The following is an 18667-nucleotide window of genomic DNA, read 5'->3' on the forward strand; positions in this document are numbered from 1 at the left end:
CGCCGGCTAAGGCTGGCCCGGCGGCGTCGCGCATCGACGACAGCGGGAGACTGAAGCCATGGCGTTCGCGCCCGGAGATATCGTTCAGCTCAAGTCCGGCAGCCCGGCCCTCACCGTGGTGACGGCCTCGGAAACCGAAGTGTCGGTGGTCTGGTACGCGGAGGAGGACGACGCCTTCCGCACCCATACCCTTCCGGTCATCGCCCTCGAGAAGCTCGAAGTCGCCGACTTCGAGGAAGAGGACGAGGAAGAAGACGAAGAGGAAGAAGACGAGGACTGACGCCTCAGGCGCCGGACGACGTCCTGGCCGCTTCCGCGAGGAGGCTGGAGACGACCGCGGGGTCCGTCGGAAAATCGGCGGCGATCCATCGGGCCTCGGCCCGGGCCAGTGCCGCGCCGAGCGCGCGGCCGGGGGTGAGCCCCAGCGCCATCAGGTCGGCAGCGGCGAACGGCAGGCGCGGCGGCATCCAGGATGCCGCCATGGCCGCCACCGCCTCCATGCCGCCCCGGCCATGGGCGGCGGCGAGCAACGCGAGGTCCAGCGCCGCATCCACGCCGTTCCGGTACAAAAACGCCCGCACCGCCCGGGCGTCGGGCAGGTCCGGCACGGTCGCCGACAGGGCGGCGAGCCGGCGGGCCTCCGCATTGGATAGCCGCAGCCGTTCGCGCAGGCGCACCGCATCATCACTGACGCGCACGGCGAGAGCCGCGAGCCGGCGAATCGGGTCGGGCTTCGCCTGCCACGCCCGCTCCAGCGTCGCGAGCCGCGTGAACGCCCCCACGTCGGCGATGCCGGCAATCAGCGGCTGGAGCAGGCCGGCATCGCTCATGACGGCGAGAGTCGCTGCGGCGCCGGGCGCCACCAGCAGCTTCAGCATCTCCGCCCGCACCCGCTCCCGCGACAGGGTGAGAAGGCCGGCCCGCAGGCGCACGCTGGCGATGAAGGCTTCCCTGTCCACGGGACCTGCGCCATAGGCGGCATGGAAGCGGAACAGGCGCAGGATGCGCAGGTAATCCTCGCGGATGCGCGCCTGCGGGTCGCCAATGAAGCGGATGCGCCGGGCGGTGAGATCCGACAGACCCCCCACCAGGTCCACCACCGCCCCATCCGCCGTCGCATAGAGGGCGTTGAGGGTGAAGTCGCGCCGCTCGGCATCATGCAGCCAGTTGCGCCCAAAGCGGACCACCGCGCGGCGGCCGTCGGTCTCCATATCCTCGCGCAGGGTGGTGACCTCGAAGGCATGGTGGTCCGCCACCACGGTCACGGTGCCATGCTCGACGCCGGTGGGCACCGGCTTCAGGCCCGCCTTGCGCGCCCGCTCGGCCACCACCTCGGGAACGGCGGTGGTGGCGATGTCCACGTCCGAGACCGGAAGGCCGAGCAGGGTGTTGCGCACCGCGCCGCCCACCACGCGCGCCTCTTCCCCGTCCGCATTGAGCGCGGCCAGCACGGCCATGAGGCCCGGCGTGCGCCAGAACGGCGCGCCGACGATGGACAGGCTCATTCGAAACGCCCCGGCACGAATACGCCATCCTTCATCTGGGCGGGCACGTAGCGGCTGCCGGGCGGGGCCACATTGCCGTGCTCGAACAGGAACAGGCCCGCGACCACCAGCGCCACGGCCGTCGCCGCCACCAGCGCGAGGGCGCGCGGCGACCAGTGCTCCGGCACCACCGAACCCTTGGTGGCAAGCAGCAGCGCGCCGTAGAGCACGAACGGCGTAAGGAAAAGCGCGAACTCGACCAGGAAGCTGCGCAGCATCAGGCGTAGACCTTTTCGTAGAGGTTGCGCAGCATGCCTGCGGTCGCCCCCCAGATATTCCGCCCTTCATAGGGCATAACGTAGAAATGGCGCAGCGTGCCCTTCCAGTCGCGCGACTGGCGCTCGTGGTTGCGCGGGCTCATGAGGAAGCTGAGCGGCACCTCGAACGCCTCGTCCACCTCCGCCGGATTGAGGGCCAGGACGTAAGCGGGATCCACAAGTCCCACCACCGGCGCGATCCAGAAGCCGGTACCGGAGAGATATCCGTCCAGATAGCCGAGCGGCCGCACGAGGCGCTGATCGAGCCCCACTTCCTCCCACGCCTCGCGCAAGGCGGCATCCAGCTCATCCCGGTCGCCGGGATCGACCCGCCCGCCGGGAAAGGCGATCTGCCCGGCATGATTGGAGAGGCTCGACGACCTCAAAGTGAGGAGAATGGTGGGCTCGGGCCGGGCCACCACGGGAACCAGCACCGCCGCATGGCGGGGCGTCGCCGCCGGCGCGAGGCTCGCCTTCTCCGGCTGGAGGGCGTGGTCGCCATTGAGGCCGAGGAAGGCAGCCTGCGAATAAAAAGGCGGCGGCGCGGGGGACAGCCGCGCGGCGGCGCGGGCGAGGAAATCGGCGAGGGCGTCGGCTGTTCCAGTCGCGGCGGGAGCCTCCGCGTGGGTTTGGTGCGTCATTCGGAAAAATCCACATCGGCCCCAGTTTCGAGCCCCAGATCGGCCGCCGGCAGGATGGGGAAGAACACGCCCGCCGAGGCAACCCCGAACATGGGGACGCCGCCCTCCTCGCGCACCTCTCCCTCGGCCATGAGGTCGAGATGGACCGCGCGGGTCAGCCGCGCATCGAGGCCCCGCCGCACGTGAACATAGGGCACCACCGCGCCGGGGGCGCCGCCGGGGACAAAGCGCAGGGCGTGGCCGGGGCCGCAGCGCACGAGATCATCAAGATTGGTGCGAAACACCAGGGTGCGGCCGTCCGCCGCATCCTCCACCGCCATCTCCACCGCGAGGAAGGGAGCGTCCTCGACTTGGATACCCACCTTTTCCACCGGCGTCTTCAGCACATAGCGTTCGCCTTCCCGCGCAAGGACCGAGGCGAACAGGCGCACCAGGGCCGGCCGACCGATGGGTGTTCCCATATAGTGCCAGCTGCCGTCCGCCTTGATGACGAGGTCCATCTCGCCGCAATCGGGCGGGTCCCACTTCTCCACCGGCGCCGGGCCGCGCCCGCCGGCCTCGCGCACGGCTGCCATCAGCGCCTCGAGCCGGCCGGAGGCCAGGGGAGCGACGGCGGCGGTTGTAACCTTCGGGTCTTCACCCGGCATGAATTCTCCCTCCCGCACGGCCAAAGCCCCTTTCGGGGAACGGCCTCGCGACGACGTGAGTGCGCTGCACCCCGGAGCACCGGGAGCGGGGTTCGATGTCCGCCGATCTTATCGTAAGCTCTGTGTCCGGGTGGCGCGACCTTTGCTACGTCGATCCGGGATAGGGTCGGGGCGTTATATTGCCGCTTTTGGCGGCAAGCCTGTCCCGCAGGCGCGTTGCGTTATGGAGAAGCTGAGATGTCGGCTGCCGGCGAGACCTTCGACCTCGACCAGATGATCATCCGCAACGCGGAGGCCGCGGCGGCCCATGTGAAAGCGGCGCGAACCGCCATCTCCTCGGTCATCTTCGGCCAGGAGGCCGTGGTAGACCGGGCGCTCATCACCATCCTCGCCGGCGGCCATGCGCTGCTGGTGGGTGTGCCGGGCCTGGCCAAGACCAAATTGGTGGAAACCATGGGCACGGTACTGGGCCTCGACGCCCGCCGCGTCCAGTTCACGCCGGACCTGATGCCCTCCGACATCCTCGGCGCCGAGGTGCTGGAGGAGAGCGCCGGCGGGCGTCGGGCGTTCCGCTTCATCAAGGGCCCCATCTTCGCCCAGCTGCTGATGGCCGACGAGATCAACCGCGCCTCGCCCCGCACCCAGTCGGCCCTGCTGCAGGCCATGCAGGAATACCATGTGACCGTGGCCGGCGAGCGCCATGACCTACCCAAGCCCTTCCACGTGCTCGCGACCCAGAACCCGCTGGAGCAGGAAGGCACCTATCCCCTGCCCGAGGCGCAGCTCGACCGCTTCCTGATGGAAATCGACGTGGATTACCCGGACCGCGATGCGGAACGGCGAATCCTGTTCGAGACCACCTCCGCCGAGGAGCAGAAGGCCCGCGCCGCCATGAGCGTGGACGACCTCATCGCCGCCCAGCGCCTGGTACGCCGGCTGCCCGTGGGCGAATCGGTGGTCGAAGCCATCCTCACCCTCGTGCGCTCCGCCCGTCCGGGGGCCGAGGGGCCGGAACAGCGCTTCATCGCCTGGGGCCCCGGCCCCCGCGCCAGCCAGGCGCTGATGCTGGCCGTGCGCGCCCGCGCCTTGCTGGACGGGCGCTACGCCCCCTCCCTCGACGACGTGGTGGCGCTGGCCGAGCCGGTGCTGAAGCACCGCATGGCCCTCACCTTCGCCGCCCGCGCCGAAGGCGAGAGCATCGCCCACATCATCCGTCGCCTCACCGAGCGCCTCGGGTGACGGCGGACCGGACCGACAAGGTGGCGCAGGACGCCCACCGCTCCGTCGAAACCGCCGCCCTCGCCGCAGCGGGCCTTGCGGCAGCCATGCCGCGGCTGGTGCTGGAAGCCCGCCGCATCGCCATGAGCGTGCAGCATGGCTTGCACGGCCGTCGCCGCTCGGGGTCCGGCGAGAACTTCTGGCAGTACCGCCGCTTCGTGGACGGCGAGCCGGCGAACCGCGTGGACTGGCGCCGCTCCGCCCGCGACGACGTGCTTTATGTGCGCGAGCGCGAGTGGGAGGCCGCCCACACCGTGTGGATCTGGCCCGACCTCTCCCCCTCCATGCTCTATGCCTCCAGGGGCCAGGCGCCGAAGCGCGATCGCGCCCTCATCGTCGCCTTTGCCCTCGCCGAGCTGCTGGTGAAGGGCGGGGAGCGGGTGGGCATTCCCGAGCTGATGCGCCCCTCCGCGACCCGGCGCATCGTGGAGCGCATGGCCGAGTCGGTGGTGCTCGCCCCGGTGCTGCCGGCAAGCCTTCCCGTGGCCTTCTCCCCCTCCCCGCTCTCGGAAGTCGTGCTGCTGGGCGACTTCTGGAGCCCGGCGGACGAGGTCGCCGCGACCCTTCATGCGCTGGCTGCCAGCGGCGCCCACGGCCATGTGGTGCAGATCGTCGATCCGGCGGAGGAGACCTTCCCCTTCTCCGGCCGCATCGAGTTCCGCGAGCCGGAGGGCGGCGCGCGGCTCACCGTGGGCCGGGCCGAGAGCTGGCGCACCGATTATGACCTGAAGCTGGTGGAGCATCGCGCCCGCATCCGCGCCGCCGCCGAGCGGCTGGGCTGGAGCTTCGCCGTCCACCGCACCGACCGGCCAGCGAGCGAGCTTCTGCTCGCCCTGCACGCCCGCATGGGTGCGGGTGGCGGCCCGGCCATGACGCCAAAAGGCGGCGGCCATCCCTTCGTCTCGGGAGGCCCCGCCTGATGTTCGGCCTGCCCCTCGCCTTCTCCGCGCCGCTGCTGCTGACCGCGTTCGTGGCCCTGCCGCTGCTGTGGTTCCTGCTACGCGTGGTGCCGCCCAAGCCGCGGGAAGTGGCCTTTCCGCCCATGCGGCTGCTGCTCGGCATCACCCCCAAGGAGGAGAGCGCGGCCCGCACCCCGTGGTGGCTGACGGCGCTGCGGCTGCTGCTCGCGGCGCTCATCATCCTGGCCGCCGCAGGTCCCATCCTGAACCCGCCCGCCGCGGGGCCGTCCGCTGGCGGGCCCCTGGTGCTGATCATCGACCAGGGCTGGCCGGCCGCCGCGAGCTGGGAGGCGCGCCGCGCCGCAGCCGCCGCCCTCATCGACGAGGCGGAAACCAACGGGCGGGGCGTCGCCCTGATCCCCACCGGCGACGTGCCCCGCGAGGCCACCTTGCTCAGCCCCTCCGCCGCCCGCGACCGCCTGCGCTCGCTGGAGCCCGTGCCCTATGGCCCGGCCCGCAAGGACGCGCTGGCGCTGGCCCAGCGCCTGCTCGGCAACGAGCCGCAGGCCGGCATCGTCTTCCTCACCGATGCGGTGGATCTGGGTGCCGACCCCGACCTTGCCCAGGGCTTTGCCGCCCTCAACGGCGCCGGCCGGCTACTGGTGGTGGGCGGCGGCGTCGCCGCGCCCCTTGCCCTCGCCGGTGCCGAGAACGGCGCCGAGGCCCTCACGGTGAAGGTGCTGCGCCCCGAAGGCTCCGGCCCCCGCGCCGGTCGGGTCACGGCCCACGACATGCGCGGCCTCGCGCTGGGCGAAGCCCTTTTCACCCTGCCCGAGGGCGCCACCGAGGCCGAAGCCCGCTTCGACATGCCGGTGGAGATCCGCAACGAAATCGCGCGGCTGGAGATCGCCGGCGAGCGCTCGGCGGGCGTGGTGCAACTGCTCGACAAAAGGTGGCGGCGCCGGGCTGTGGGCCTCGTCTCCGGCACCAGCACTGATACCGGCCAGCCCCTGCTTGCCCCCACCTATTATCTCTCCCGGGCCCTTGGCCCCTATGCGGACCTGCGCGTGGCCGAGACCGGATCGGCCACCGAGAACATCAACCGCTTCCTGGAACAGCGCCTGCCGGTGCTGGTGCTCACCGATGTGGGCACCATCCCGCCCGCCACCCGCGCCCGCCTCAATCGCTTCGTGGAAGAGGGCGGCGTGCTGGTGCGCTTCGCCGGCCCCCGCCTCGCCAATGCGCAGGACGACCTGTTGCCGGTGAAGCTGCGGCGGGGCGGCCGCGTGCTCGGCGGCTCGCTGTCGTGGGAGACGCCGCAGAAGCTCGGCGCCCTTTCGGCCGATGGCCCGTTCCGCGACCTGCACCTGCCGGACGACGTGACCGTGACGCGGCAGGTTCTGGCCGAGCCGGACGGCCTGCTGGGCGAACGGGCCTGGGCGACGCTGGCCGATGGCACCCCCCTCGTCACCGGCGTGCGCCGGGGCAAGGGCGCGCTGGTGCTGTTCCATGTGACCGGCGACACCTCCTGGTCCAACCTGCCCCTCTCCGGCACCTTTGTGGAAATGCTGCGCCGCGTGATCGCCTTGTCCGATGCCCCGCCCCCCGCCGAGACGGCGCCGGCGGAAACACCTGTCCACGCCTCAAGCCGGCCGGATGTGGCCGTGTTGCCCCCGGCCCGCGTGCTGGACGGCTTCGGCGCCTTCCGGCCCGCCGGTCCCACCGCGCGTGCCCTCCCGGCCGACTATGCGGGCCGCGCCACCGCCGACCATCCCCCCGGCTTCTACGGCCCGCCGGACGGGCTGGTGGCGGTGAACACGCTGCTGCCCGCCGACCGGCCGAAGGCGCTGGACCTCTCCGCCCTCGGCGGACGGGTGGAACCCTTGCAGGAAAGCGCGCCGCGCGACCTGCGCGGGCCGGTGCTGGTGGCCGCCATGGGGCTGCTGCTGCTCGATGCGCTGGCCGTGCTCTTCCTGGCCGGCGGCTTCAGCCGCATGGGCGGACCGAAAGTGCGGCGCGGTGCGGCCGCGGCGCTGTTGGCCGCGCTGGCGCTTGTCGCGGCCGGCCTTGCCGGCGCGCCGGCCCCCGCCCGCGCCGACGATGCCTTCGCCCTGAAAGCCACGCTCCAGACCCGCTTCGCCTATGTGGTGACCGGCGACAGCGAGGTGGACGAGATTTCCCGCGCCGGACTCGACGGGCTCGCCACCTTCCTCGGCCAGCGCACCGCCCTGCAGGCCGGCGAGGCTATGGGCGTGGACATCGCCAAGGACGAGCTCGCCTTCTTCCCCCTGCTCTACTGGCCCATCCTGCCCGACATGAACCCGCCGCCCCCGGCCGTGCTGGCGCGCATCGACGCCTATATGAAGCAGGGCGGCACGGTGATCTTCGATACTCGCGACGCCATCGAAGCCTCCGGCGCCCCCGGCGCGCCGCTCTCGGCCGCCGGGGCGCGGCTGAAAGACATCCTGTCGCGCCTCGACATTCCGGAGCTGGAGCCGGTGCCGCGCGACCACGTGCTCACCAAGGCCTTCTACCTGCTGAAAGATTTCCCCGGCCGCTTCACCGGCGGCACCACCTGGGTGGAGGCCCTGCCCGCCGCCGGCGCCGATGCGGACCGGCCCGCGCGGGCGGGCGACGGCGTCTCCCCTGTGATCATCTCGTCCAACGATCTCGCCGGCGCCTGGGCGGTGACCAAGAACGGCGAGCCGCTCTTGCCCCTGACGCCGGGCGAGCCGCGCCAGCGCGAGATCGCCTTCCGCGCCGGCGCCAACATGGTGATGTATGTGCTGACCGGAAACTACAAGGCAGACCAGGTGCACGTTCCGGCCCTGCTGGAAAGGCTGGGGCAATGAGCACTGACGCACGCGCAGCGGACGCCGGCGCATGAACTACGGCATCACCTTCTCCCCCTTCCTGTCGCTGCCGCTGCTGCTCGCGGTGGGGGTGATCGCGCTGGTGCTCGCGGGGCTGCTCCTGGCCTCGCGCACGCGGGGCGCCGTGTTCCGCGCGCTGGCGCTGGCGGTGGGGCTGCTCGCCCTCGCCAATCCCTCCTTCACGCGGGAGGAGCGCGAGCCGCTCACTTCCGTGGTGGCGGTGGTGGTGGACAAGAGCGCCAGCCAGTCCTTCGGCGAGCGCACCCAGCAGACGGACGCCGCCCGCACGGCCCTCGCCGAGCGGCTGGGCAAGCTTTCCGGCGTGGAGGTGCGCACCATCGAGGCCGATGCGGGCGATGGCTCCGCCGACGGCACGCGCCTGTTTTCCGCCTTGTCCGCCGGCCTTGCCGACGTGCCGCCGGAGCGGGTGGCAGGCGCTATCATGATCACCGACGGGCGCGTGCATGACGTGCCCGAGAACCCGCAGGCGCTGGGCTTCTCCGCGCCCGTTCATGCCCTCATCACCGGCCACGCCGGCGAGCGCGACCGCCGCGTGGCGCTGGAGAAGACCCCGCGCTTCGGCATCGTCGGCCAGAAGCAGTCCGTGACCTTCAAGGTGACCGACGAGGGCGCCCCCGCCGGCGCCCGCGTGGTGGTCACCATCCGGCGCGACGGCGAGGTCATCGCCCGGCCCACCGTCACCGCAGGGCGCAGCACGTCCGTGGACGTGGACATCACCCATGCCGGGCCCAACATCGTCGAGTTCGAGGTGCCCGCGCTCGACGGCGAGCTGACGCTGGTGAACAACCGCACCGCCGTCGCCATCGACGGCGTGCGCGACAAGCTGCGCGTGCTGCTCGTCTCCGGCGAGCCGAACGTGGGCGAGCGCACCTGGCGCAACCTGCTGAAGAGCGACGCCAATGTGGACCTCGTCCACTTCACCATCCTACGCCCGCCGGAGAAGCAGGACGGCACGCCCATCAACGAACTCTCGCTCATCGCCTTCCCCACGCGCGAACTGTTCCAGACCAAGATCAAGGATTTCGACCTGATCATCTTCGACCGCTACGCCCAGCAGGGCGTGCTGCCGCAGGTCTATTTCGACAACATCGTGCGCTATGTGCGCGCCGGCGGCGCGGTGCTGGTGGCGGCGGGCACGGACTTCATCGACACCGGCTCGCTCTACAACACGCCGCTGGAGGAGATCCTGCCCGGCGTGCCGCGGGGCGAGGCCACCGACGCGCCCTATCACGCCCGCCTGACCGATCCCGGCAAGCGTCATCCGGTGACCCGCGCCCTGCCCGGCTCGGAGACCGAGCCGCCCCACTGGAGCCGCTTCTTCCGCATCATCGATGCCCAAGTGCGCTCCGGCACCAGCCTCATGTCCGCCCCCGGCGACAAGCCGGTGCTGCTGGTGGACCGGGTGGGCGAGGGCCGCGTCGCACTGCTGCTGTCCGATCACATCTGGCTCTGGGCCCGCGGCTATGAGGGCGGCGGCCCGCACATTGATCTGTTGCGCCGCCTCTCCCACTGGCTCATGAAGGAACCCGACCTGGAGGAAGAGCGCCTGAAGCTCACCGTCTCCGGGCGCGATCTTGTGGTGGAGCGCCAGACCATGGCCGACAGCGTTCCCACCGCCACCATCACCACGCCATCGGGTGCGCTGCGCACCCTCACCCTCACCCAGGCCGAGCCCGGCTTGTGGCGAGCGGCAACCCCGGCCGACGAGCTGGGCCTGTGGCGCGCCGCCAATGGCACGCTCACGGCGCTCGCCAACATCGGACCGCTGAACCCGAAGGAATTTGCCGAGGTGACAAGCACCCGTGATGTTCTCGCGCCCGTGGCGGCGGCCACCAGCGGCGGCGTGTGGCGGCTCGCGGACCTCGGCGGCGCGGTGCCACGCCTGGTGCAGGTCTCCGCGTCAGACCGCCTCGCCGGCGAGGACTGGATGGGCCTGCGCACCCGCGACGTCTCGGTGGTGCGGGGCATCGGCCTGTTCCCGCTGTTCGCCGGCCTGTCCGGCCTCCTGCTGCTGCTCGGCGCGCTGACCGCCGCCTGGGTGCGGGAGGGGCGGTGATGGCCATGGGCACGTCCAAGGGCACACCTGCCCTTCTCACGCGCCGCCGCATGCTCGGCGCCGGCCTGCTGCTCACCGCCCTTTGGGGCGGACCGGCGATGGCGCAGGACATGCCGCTCACGCCAGTCAGTGCATGGCTGGCGGAGGATATCGGCGGCGGCGGAGTGCTGGATCGGGTCCAGACAACGCTCGTCCTCGGCGCGGATGGCGCGGTTTCCGGCTCCGGCGGCTGCAACACCTATAGCGGCAAGGCCAAGCTTTCTGGTGCTGCCCTGCTGTTCGGCGGCCTTTCCGCCAGCCGCATGGCCTGCGCGCCGGCGGTGATGGCGCAGGAGCAGAAATTCCTGCTGGCGCTGGAACGGACGCGTGCATGGCGGATCGATCCGCTGAAGCGCAAGCTGATCCTCATTGACCTCACCGGCACCGAGCTGGTTCGCTTTTCCACGAAGTAGGCGCACCCGGGAGACTGGAGCGCGGCGCCGATCACGCTCGGCGCTCGCACGGTCGCATCAGGATGCCAAAGCCGGTAGCCGGCGGCACCTACCCCGTCATGGCCGCACGCTCTTCCGCCTGGCGCTGGCTCTCCGCCCGCTTGGTCATGACCGACGCGATGATCACCACCACCGTCACGATGGCGATGAGGATGGTGCAGACGGCATTGATCTCCGGCGTCACCCCCAGGCGCACCTGCGAATAGATGCGCATGGGCAGCGTGGTCGCCCCGGCCCGGTGGTGAAGCTGGCGATGACCAGGTCATCCAGCGACAGGGTGAAGGCCAGCATAAAGCCGGACACCACCGCCGGCAGGATCAGCGGCAACGTGATCTTGAAGAAGGTCTTGAACGGCGGGCAGCCGAGGTCCAGGGCCGCCTCCTCCAGCGCGCGGTCGAAGGTGACGAGGCGCGACTGCACCACCACCGCCACGAAGCACATGGTGAAGGTGATGTGGGCCAAAAGCACGGTCCAGAAGCCGCGATCGAAATTCACCGCCACGAACAGCAGCAGCAGGGACAGGCCGGTGATCACCTCGGGCATGACGAGCGGCGCGTAGATCATGCCGGAGAACAGGGTGCGCCCGGGAAAGCGGCCATAGCGGGTGAGTGTCAGCGCCGCCATGGTGCCGAGCACCGTGGCCACCAGCGACGAGAAGAAAGCGATGCGCAGGGTGACCCAGGCCGCATCCATGAGTTGCTCGTTCTGCAGCAGCGACCAGTACCACCGTGTGGAAAAGCCGCCCCACACGGTGACGAGCCGTGAATCATTGAATGAGTAGATCACCAGCAGAAGGATGGGGATGTAGAGAAAGGCAAAGCCCAGCACGATGGAGGTGATGTTGAACCAGGTGAGGCCCTTTTTCATTTCCCCGCCTCCAGCTCGCGCTGCTGGATGTTCTGGTAGATCACGATGGGGATCACCAAGACGAGCAACAGCAACACCGCCACCGCGGACGAAACCGTCCAGGACCGGTTCACGGTAAACTCAGTCCACAGCGACTTACCGATCATGAGCGTGTCCGAGCCACCCAACAGGTCGGGAATAACGAACTCGCCCACCGCCGGGATGAAGCACAGCAGCGCTCCCGCGGCCACGCCCGGTAGCGAGAGCGGAAACGTGATGGTCCAGAATGCCTTCGCCGGCGGGCAGCCGAGATCGGCAGCGGCTTCGAGCAGCGTCAGGTCAAGCTTTTCCAGCGCCGCGTAGAGCGGCAGCACCATGAAGGGCAGGTAGGAATAGACGATGCCGATATAGACCGCGAGGTTGGTGTTGAGGATCTCCAGCGGCGTGTGGATCACCCCCAGCGCCATAAGAGCCTGATTGAGCAGCCCTTCCTGCGAGAGGATGCCGATCCACGCATAGACGCGGATGAGGAAGGAGGTCCAGAACGGCAGGATCACCAGCATCAGCAGCGTCGGCTGGATGGAGCGCGGCGCCCGCGCCATGGCGTAGGCGATGGGGTAGCCCGCCAGCAGCAGAAGCACGGTGGAGATCGAGGCGATGATCAGGCTGGAGCCGTAGGCCTCCAGAAATTCATTCGAAAAATCCAGCACATAGGCATAATTCGCGAAGGACAGGCCCGACAGGAATTCCCTGAAGCCTGCCCACCCCTGCGCCAGGTCGAGGGTCGGCGCATAGGGCGGCTGGGCCACCACGTCCTGCGACAGCGAGATCTTGAACACGATGAGGAAAGGCGCGAGGAACAGCGCGAGGAGCCACAGATAGGGCACCGCGATCACGAACCAGCGGCCCCGTCCCTTCTCCCCGGCCATCGCCATGGTTGCCTCCCGGCGCTTCCGCCCGATGAAACGGGTCAGAATAATAGATTTAAGTCCCTCACATCCGAGGCGCGAGCCCGCCCTAGCCGGTCAGCACCACGCCGGCATGGGGCGCGAAGGTCACCCAGACCTTGTCGTCCCACGAGATCGGCCGCGCCACCATGCGCGACAGGTTGGGCTGCGAGACCTTGATGCGCTGCCCGCAGGCCAGTTCCACATGATAGATGGAGAGATCACCCAGATAGCCGATGTCCCAGATTTCGCCCTCGAAGACATTCTCGGTGAGGTCGGCCGGCGGCTCCAGCGCGATGCGCAGCTTCTCGGGGCGGATGGCGAGGCAGGCGGTGTCCCCGACCTTGCGGTCCACGGTCTGCGTCACCACCAGCGGAAACGGCGTCACCGGCGAGGAGAGGCGGGTCTCGTCATGTTCGGCCTTGGTGATCGTGCCCTCGATGAGGTTCACCTCGCCGATGAAGTCGGCCACGTAGCGGGACGCCGGCTGCTCGTAGATCACCGAGGGCGGCGCCACCTGCACCAGCACGCCGTTGTTCATCACCGCGATTCGGTCGGCCACCGTCATGGCCTCCTCCTGGTCGTGGGTCACGATCAGGAAGGTCATGCCGAGGTCCATCTGCAGGTCCATCAGCTCGAACTGGGTTTCCTCGCGCAGCTTCTTGTCGAGGGCGCCCAGCGGCTCGTCCAGGAGCAGCACCTTGGGGCGCTTGGCCAGCGACCGGGCGAGGGCCACGCGCTGGCGCTGGCCGCCGGAAAGCTGGTGCGGCTTACGCTTCGCGAACTTCTCCAGCTTCACCAGCTTCAACATCTCCTCGACGCGGGCGTCGATCTCGCCCTTGCCCATCTTGTCCTGCTTGAGGCCGAAGGCGATGTTGTCCTGCACGTTCATGTGCGGGAACAGGGCGTAGGACTGGAACATCATGTTCACCGGCCGCCGGTAGGGCGGCACGCCGGCCAGGTCCTCCCCCGCCAGGGTGAGGCGGCCCTCGGAAGGCTCCTCGAAGCCGGCGAGCATGCGCATGAGTGTCGTCTTGCCGCAGCCGGAGGGGCCGAGCAGGGCGAAGAACTCGCGCTCGTAGATGTCGAGGCTCACATGATCCACCGCGGTGAAGTCGCCGAAGCGCTTCACCACATTCTCGAAGCGAATGAGCGGCGTCTTGGTGGGATCGGTCCACGGGGCGAACGAGCGCCGGACAGCGCCGATGGTTTCCTTCCGCGCCTTATCCGCAGCCATCACGTCCCCCGAACTGGCCTCGTGACATGGAGGCTAGCCGGGGAAACGGAAACGCTCAAGCCGTGTGCACGCGCAAAAATGCATCGCCGCAGTTGCTCAGACGTGCAACCGGTCTGCATCTGGGGAGAAGTCACATCTTCACCCCTCATGATGCATCGCCCCCTTGCACGTCCCCCCCGCATGTGGCAGAGGAAGCCGCCTGACGACGGCAATGCCCGTCGCCTTCCGGGCCGGCGGAACAGTCCCTCTCGGGATAGTCCCAGGTCCACCCGGCGCGCTGCGGTAGCTCAGTGGTAGAGCACTCCCTTGGTAAGGGAGAGGTCGAGAGTTCAATCCTCTCTCGCAGCACCAGCCCAAAGAGTTCTCTGGCCTTAGCTTATTGAAAATTAGGGATTTTCGGGTCGCTCACTGGTACACAGGAGCGGCACACAATGGCCCTTCGCATGCCCCGTCCCGTCCGTCGCCCCGACACCTCATTCCTATCCTTCCGCGCCCGAGTCCCTGCGGATATCGTTGATGCAGTGAAGGGGCTGACCATTGCCCTGGCTTTCCCTGCCGAAGCCGGAGAACCGGAACACGTCGCCCTTGTCAGGCCGGGGCGGGAAGTGAAGTTCTCGTTGCGCACCCGCAATCCGGCCGTCGCCAAGTCCCGCCACGGCATCGCGCTTGCCCAGCTTGAGACGCGGTGGAACGCGATACGCTCCGGCCCTAGGCCCCTTTCCCACCGCCAAATCATCGCACTATCGGGCGAGGTGTATCGGCTGTTCGTGGAACGCTTTGAGGAGAACCCCGGTCCTCCCGAAATGTGGGCCGCGGTGAAGGCCTTCAATCGCGCGGCCCGTGAGGGGCGTATCTCGACTGCGCCCCGGCTGTCGGCAGAGGAAGTGGACAGCAGCGTTGCAGCCGCCGAGCCGTGGCACCCGGACCTGACGGGCTCCGTCAACTCCCTTCCCCGCGACACCACGAATCGCCTGGAAGCAATGGAGAGCCGTTTTGGCTGGTTGGCCGACTGGGTGCTGGCGACCCATGGCGTCGTGACCGATGGCCTGAGCCGTGTCCGCTTGTTGGATGCCGTGGAACAGGCCGCGACGGATGCGGCATGGCGCCTGAAGCGAGCTGCAGCTGGGGACTATTCTCCCGATCCTGCGGCCCAGCGCTTTCCGGCCTTTGCTCTCGCCTCCGTTGCTCCACCACCGCGGGCCACGTCCCGCCGCAAGGCCGATGTTTCTCTCTCCGCCCTCGTGGAAGCTTGGGGGCGGGAGCGGCAACCGAGAGCAAAGACCCTGTACGAACACCAGCGAGTGGTTCGCGCCTTTGAGAAGCATTTGGCCCACGACGACGCCGCGGCGGTGACACCCGAGGACGTTGTGGCTTGGAAGGACGCGCTTGTCGCCACGGGCAAGCTGGCCCCCAAGACGATCAACGCCAAGTATCTCACCCCGCTCAACACCGTCCTGAACTGGGCCAAGGCGAACCGTCGCATTCCGACCAACCCGGCCCAGGGCATTCGCTCCGCAGGCAAGGCGCTCCCTCGCGCACGGGATCGCTCCTTCACCGCCGAGGCCACCACGATTCTGAAGGCGGCGCTTGTGGCTTTCGCGTCTCCGGGGCGCAACACGCGCGAGACGCTGGCGGCTCGGCGGTGGGTGCCGTGGATCTGCGCCTATTCCGGTGCCCGCGTCGGCGAGGTGGCACAGCTCCGGGGGCAGGACTTCCAAGAGGTGCAGGGGGTGTGGGTCTTCCGCATCTCGCCGGAGGCTGGCGCCGTGAAGACGGACAAGCCGAGGACGGTGCCACTACACCCCGACCTCATCCGGCAAGGCATTCTGGAGTTCGTCCGCGAGCGCGGCGAAGGCCCGCTGTTTTATAGGGAGACGAGAGCCCGTCGCGGCGGCAAGGCCCAGGCCCATCCCTCGAAGACGGTAGCCGGGCGGCTCGCCGGGTGGGTTCGCCTCGTCGGCGTGAAGGACCCGAACGTGCAGCCGAACCACGGCTGGCGGCACCTGTTCATGACGTTGTGCAGGGCTCATGGCGTGGGCGAGGAAGCTCGCTACTTCGTCGTCGGGCACACCAAGCGGGATACGGGACAGCACTACGGCGAGGCGTCGGTTGTCGCGCTCCATCGCGAGATATCCAAGCTCCCAGCCTTCAAGGTGGACTGAGCCCGCGACACCCCATCACAGCTTGCCGCCGGCTTTGCCCGCCACCGCCCGTCGCAATGCATCGTCTATCCGGGCCTGCCAACCGGGGCCGCCAGCCTTGAAATACTCCACCACATCGCGGCTGAGCCGGATCGAGACAGGCACCTTGGTCGGTGTCCGCTGAGGGCCGCGGACTCGGCGGGCTGCCTCGGCAAGGTCTGGGAAGGCCTCGGCGAACGGCCGGGCCTGCGCCAGCTCCGCCTCTGTGGCTTCGGGCGCGTCGGACACGGCATCCCAATCGGGCTGCGTGTAGCCGTGGCCCGGCTCGAATTGCTTTCGCTTACGGCTTGCCATCAAGCACCCTCCGTTCCTTCGCGCTGGCGCGTCGCATGCTGATGATGGCGACTCCTTCCGCACCAAGACGGGCAAAAACTACCGCCACCGTGCCATCCGCCAGACGCCCGATCGCCATGGAGCGCCCAAGCTTGACCGGGACCACCACCGAGGACAGGAAGAATTCCACGTCCAACGCCGCGAAATCGAAGCCGTGCTTGTCGATGTTCGCGAGGCGCTTGGGCTCATCCCAGGTGATGATCATGTAAATTGTATATGCAATTTGCATAGACCGGTAAAGCGTGATGACGGCAATAAGCCGCGCGATCAGCGGCGCCCCCTTGCTTTCCCGTCCGGCGAACCGCCCTCAAGCGACGCAATCTACCCACTCGACAGGGCATTAGCGACCGCGCCCACAGGCACCAGAGACGCGCAATAGGCCCCTGTTTTCTTGGGCTTTTGGCCGGTGGAGGGCCATTTCTGACGCCTCCAGGCGCCTCCGAAATAGGTCTCACCCTAGGCTAAACTGGACCGTTCGCGCAGCATGGCTCGCCCGGTCCCACGCCCGCCCCACACCTGCACCCGTCGCGTCCCCAGACGGCACCCCTGCGGCCGGGGCCTATCCCTCCTCACATCGGACACACCATGACCTCTTCTATCCTCCCCGCTCCCCGGCGGGGCACGGCCGCGTTCGGCCGAAACATCCGCCAAGCCCTCACCTCCCGCATGATCATCGCCATCCTTCCCCCCGCCCTCCTGCTGCTCACGCGACATGGCGTCGCAGCCCTTCTCCCGGCCGTGGGAGGCGCCGCATGATCACGGCCCACGCAGATGGCTCCTGCCTCGGCAATCCCGGCCCCGGCGGCTGGGCAGTGGTGATCGTCGAAACCGACGGCGCTGCCCGCTCCCTCACCGGCTCCGCTCCCGACACCACGAACAACCGCATGGAACTGACGGCCGCCCTCGCGGCGCTGAGGGCATTGCCCGCCGACGTTCCGTCCGTGCTGTTCTGCGATAGCGAATATGTGGTGAAGGGCCTCACTGCATGGCTGCCCGGCTGGCAGGGGCGCGGCTGGAAGACGGCCCAGGGCAAGCCCGTCGCCAATCCCGACCTCTGGCAGGAGCTCGGCGCGGCGAAAGCGGCACGGCCCTGCACACAAGTGCGCTGGGTGCGCGGCCACGATGGCGACGCCATGAACGAGACCGCCGATCGTCTGGCACGGGCCGAAGCGGAGAAGGCGAAGCTGAGGCTGCGTCGGGCCGTCGCCTCGCCTCAGGCTCCCGCACCGTTCGGCCGCGTGGTAAGCGCTGCGCGATGACCCGCCCCCATTGCCCTTCCGATGGCCTTCCCGCGAAGGCCGCCGGCTCCCCCATCACCACCTGCGTGGACATCGCCGACATCATCACCCGCGCCGACTGGCAGGTGCGGGTCCGGATCGATGATGCCACCGTGCGGAGCTATGCCGGCATCATGCGGAGCGGGGGCGGGATGCCCCCCGTCTCCATCGCCCGCATCGACGGGGCGCTCTATCTCGTGGACGGCTGGCATCGTCTGGAGGCCACCAAGCTCAACGGCGAGACCTTCGTCGAAGCCACCGTCTGCGGCATGAGTGAAGAGGCGGCGCGATGGGCAGCCGCGCGAGCGAACCTGACCCACGGGCTGCCCCTCAAGCCTCGGGAAATACGCTCGGTGTTCCGGGCCTATGTGGGCAGCGGTCATCACCGGGACGGTGTCCGGTTCAAGTCCTACCGTGACATTGCCGCCGACCTCGCCCATCATGTGCAGCATACCACTGTCAGGAACTGGATGCGGCAGGATTTCCCGGCCGTGTTCGCGGCCATGGGCGGGGGCGAGCCCGCCGAAGAGACCGGGGACGCTCGGGACATCCCCACCGTCTCGCCGCTCGCGCGAGCCAAGGCCAGCCTTGATCAGGCCGTGGCGGAGGCCCGGCGGCTCTCGGCGGAGGACCGTCGGGCGTTGCTGGAACACCTACGGGAGGCGGAGAAGCGCCTTGCGGAGGCTGCGCCCTGGGAGCCCTTGGACGACGCCGGCCCCGACTTCTGAACGGCGCTGGGGGTGCTGTTCAAAATGAACGCCTCAAGACACCAGAAGGGGCCGCAAGGCCTTCTGCGACAAAGGCCTGGGGCGACGCGCCCCGTGTTCGCGTCCGGCGCCGGCACCGAGCGGCAGACATTGGCGGAAATTTCCGAAGCCCCATCGATCCGATAATGCTCCTGCGTTTCCCCCCGTGGCGCCCTTCGCGCCATGTGGGGGCACCCGGGGGGCCGGCCTGGACCGCTTCCCGCCCGCCGCCGTCTCGGAGGACTTCACGCCGCCTCGGAGAAGGCCGTGGGCCTATACCGAAACCCTCCCCGGAAATCGGTCTTCCCGCCCCTGCACCCATGCGGGTTTGCGCAGCTGGCTTGACGCATTCCGTAAACAGTTGTTATCGGTA

The 18667-nt window shown here is 69.1% G+C and carries 17 protein-coding genes, 1 tRNA gene and 1 pseudogene; 10 read left to right on the forward strand and 9 right to left on the reverse strand.

The window, feature by feature from the left end:
- Positions 1–58: 58 nt before the first annotated feature.
- A complete protein-coding gene (locus FZ033_RS04615; RefSeq protein ID WP_149574965.1) occupies positions 59–280 on the forward strand; it encodes a DUF2158 domain-containing protein in 222 nt (73 codons plus the stop codon).
- A 4-nt stretch (positions 281–284) separates the two neighbouring features.
- Here the strand turns inward: FZ033_RS04615 and FZ033_RS04620 are convergent, their stop codons facing one another.
- Genes FZ033_RS04620 through FZ033_RS04635 form a run of 4 tightly spaced genes read right to left on the reverse strand, consistent with a single transcriptional unit; the run spans position 285 to position 3089 of the window.
- Positions 285–1505 carry a CCA tRNA nucleotidyltransferase gene (locus FZ033_RS04620; protein ID WP_149574966.1) on the reverse strand — a complete coding sequence of 407 codons (1221 nt, stop codon included), beginning with the start codon at positions 1503–1505 and terminating at the stop codon, positions 285–287.
- Positions 1502–1762 carry a DUF6111 family protein gene (locus tag FZ033_RS04625; protein ID WP_149574967.1) on the reverse strand — a complete coding sequence of 87 codons (261 nt, stop codon included), beginning with the start codon at positions 1760–1762 and terminating at the stop codon, positions 1502–1504. Before FZ033_RS04625 ends, FZ033_RS04620 begins: the two co-directional genes overlap by 4 nt.
- Positions 1762–2442: a CoA pyrophosphatase gene (locus FZ033_RS04630; RefSeq protein WP_149574968.1), complete on the reverse strand. Its 681-nt coding sequence runs from the start codon at positions 2440–2442 to the stop codon at positions 1762–1764. The genes FZ033_RS04625 and FZ033_RS04630 overlap by 1 nt, the downstream gene beginning before the upstream one ends.
- The gene (locus FZ033_RS04635; RefSeq protein ID WP_149574969.1) at positions 2439–3089 is read right to left on the reverse strand and encodes a DUF1285 domain-containing protein; all 651 of its coding nucleotides are present in this window, start codon (positions 3087–3089) and stop codon (positions 2439–2441) included. Before FZ033_RS04635 ends, FZ033_RS04630 begins: the two co-directional genes overlap by 4 nt.
- Before the next feature lie 237 nt (positions 3090–3326).
- Here FZ033_RS04635 and FZ033_RS04640 point away from each other — a divergent pair, with 237 nt between their 5' ends.
- The 5 genes from FZ033_RS04640 to FZ033_RS04660 are packed head-to-tail and all read left to right on the forward strand — an operon-like array spanning position 3327 to position 10668.
- A complete protein-coding gene (locus FZ033_RS04640; RefSeq protein WP_149574970.1) occupies positions 3327–4328 on the forward strand; it encodes an AAA family ATPase in 1002 nt (333 codons plus the stop codon).
- Positions 4325–5287, forward strand: a complete 963-nt coding sequence (locus FZ033_RS04645) for a DUF58 domain-containing protein (RefSeq protein WP_149574971.1) — start codon at positions 4325–4327, stop codon at positions 5285–5287. The genes FZ033_RS04640 and FZ033_RS04645 overlap by 4 nt, the downstream gene beginning before the upstream one ends.
- Positions 5287–8118, forward strand: a complete 2832-nt coding sequence (locus tag FZ033_RS04650) for a DUF4159 domain-containing protein (protein ID WP_149574972.1) — start codon at positions 5287–5289, stop codon at positions 8116–8118. Before FZ033_RS04645 ends, FZ033_RS04650 begins: the two co-directional genes overlap by 1 nt.
- 31 nt (positions 8119–8149) lie before the next feature.
- Positions 8150–10216 (forward strand): hypothetical protein, encoded by a 2067-nt coding sequence (locus FZ033_RS04655; protein WP_149574973.1) that lies wholly within the window; start codon positions 8150–8152, stop codon positions 10214–10216.
- Entirely contained in the window at positions 10216–10668 is a 453-nt protein-coding gene (locus FZ033_RS04660; RefSeq protein WP_232847328.1) for an META domain-containing protein, read from the forward strand. Before FZ033_RS04655 ends, FZ033_RS04660 begins: the two co-directional genes overlap by 1 nt.
- An 88-nt stretch (positions 10669–10756) precedes the next feature.
- Here the strand turns inward: FZ033_RS04660 and FZ033_RS04665 are convergent.
- The 3 genes and pseudogenes from FZ033_RS04665 to FZ033_RS04675 form a co-directional block, all read right to left on the reverse strand.
- Positions 10757–11574 (reverse strand): annotated as a pseudogene (locus tag FZ033_RS04665) (ABC transporter permease).
- Positions 11571–12488: an ABC transporter permease subunit gene (locus FZ033_RS04670; RefSeq protein ID WP_149574974.1), complete on the reverse strand. Its 918-nt coding sequence runs from the start codon at positions 12486–12488 to the stop codon at positions 11571–11573. The pseudogene FZ033_RS04665 and the gene FZ033_RS04670 overlap by 4 nt, the downstream one beginning before the upstream one ends.
- 82 nt (positions 12489–12570) lie before the next feature.
- Positions 12571–13737 carry an ABC transporter ATP-binding protein gene (locus FZ033_RS04675; RefSeq protein ID WP_149574975.1) on the reverse strand — a complete coding sequence of 389 codons (1167 nt, stop codon included), beginning with the start codon at positions 13735–13737 and terminating at the stop codon, positions 12571–12573.
- Between the two features lie 276 nt (positions 13738–14013).
- Here FZ033_RS04675 and FZ033_RS04680 point away from each other — a divergent pair.
- Positions 14014–14088 (forward strand) — tRNA-Thr (locus FZ033_RS04680).
- 80 nt (positions 14089–14168) lie between these two features.
- The gene (locus FZ033_RS04685; RefSeq protein ID WP_149574976.1) at positions 14169–15899 is read left to right on the forward strand and encodes a DUF6538 domain-containing protein; all 1731 of its coding nucleotides are present in this window, start codon (positions 14169–14171) and stop codon (positions 15897–15899) included.
- A 15-nt stretch (positions 15900–15914) separates the two neighbouring features.
- Here the strand turns inward: FZ033_RS04685 and FZ033_RS04690 are convergent, their stop codons facing one another.
- A complete protein-coding gene (locus FZ033_RS04690) occupies positions 15915–16232 on the reverse strand; it encodes a BrnA antitoxin family protein (RefSeq protein WP_149574977.1) in 318 nt (105 codons plus the stop codon).
- Positions 16219–16476 (reverse strand): BrnT family toxin, encoded by a 258-nt coding sequence (locus tag FZ033_RS04695; protein WP_149574978.1) that lies wholly within the window; start codon positions 16474–16476, stop codon positions 16219–16221. The genes FZ033_RS04690 and FZ033_RS04695 overlap by 14 nt, the downstream gene beginning before the upstream one ends.
- Positions 16477–17023: 547 nt before the next feature.
- Between FZ033_RS04695 and rnhA the strand changes: the two genes are divergently transcribed.
- A complete protein-coding gene (gene rnhA, locus FZ033_RS04700) occupies positions 17024–17530 on the forward strand; it encodes a ribonuclease HI (RefSeq protein WP_149574979.1) in 507 nt (168 codons plus the stop codon).
- Positions 17527–18276 carry a ParB/RepB/Spo0J family partition protein gene (locus FZ033_RS04705; protein WP_149574980.1) on the forward strand — a complete coding sequence of 250 codons (750 nt, stop codon included), beginning with the start codon at positions 17527–17529 and terminating at the stop codon, positions 18274–18276. Before rnhA ends, FZ033_RS04705 begins: the two co-directional genes overlap by 4 nt.
- Positions 18277–18667: the final 391 nt, after the last annotated feature.

Source organism: Xanthobacter oligotrophicus, assembly GCF_008364685.1.
Classification (GTDB): Bacteria; Pseudomonadota; Alphaproteobacteria; order Rhizobiales; family Xanthobacteraceae; genus Xanthobacter; species Xanthobacter oligotrophicus.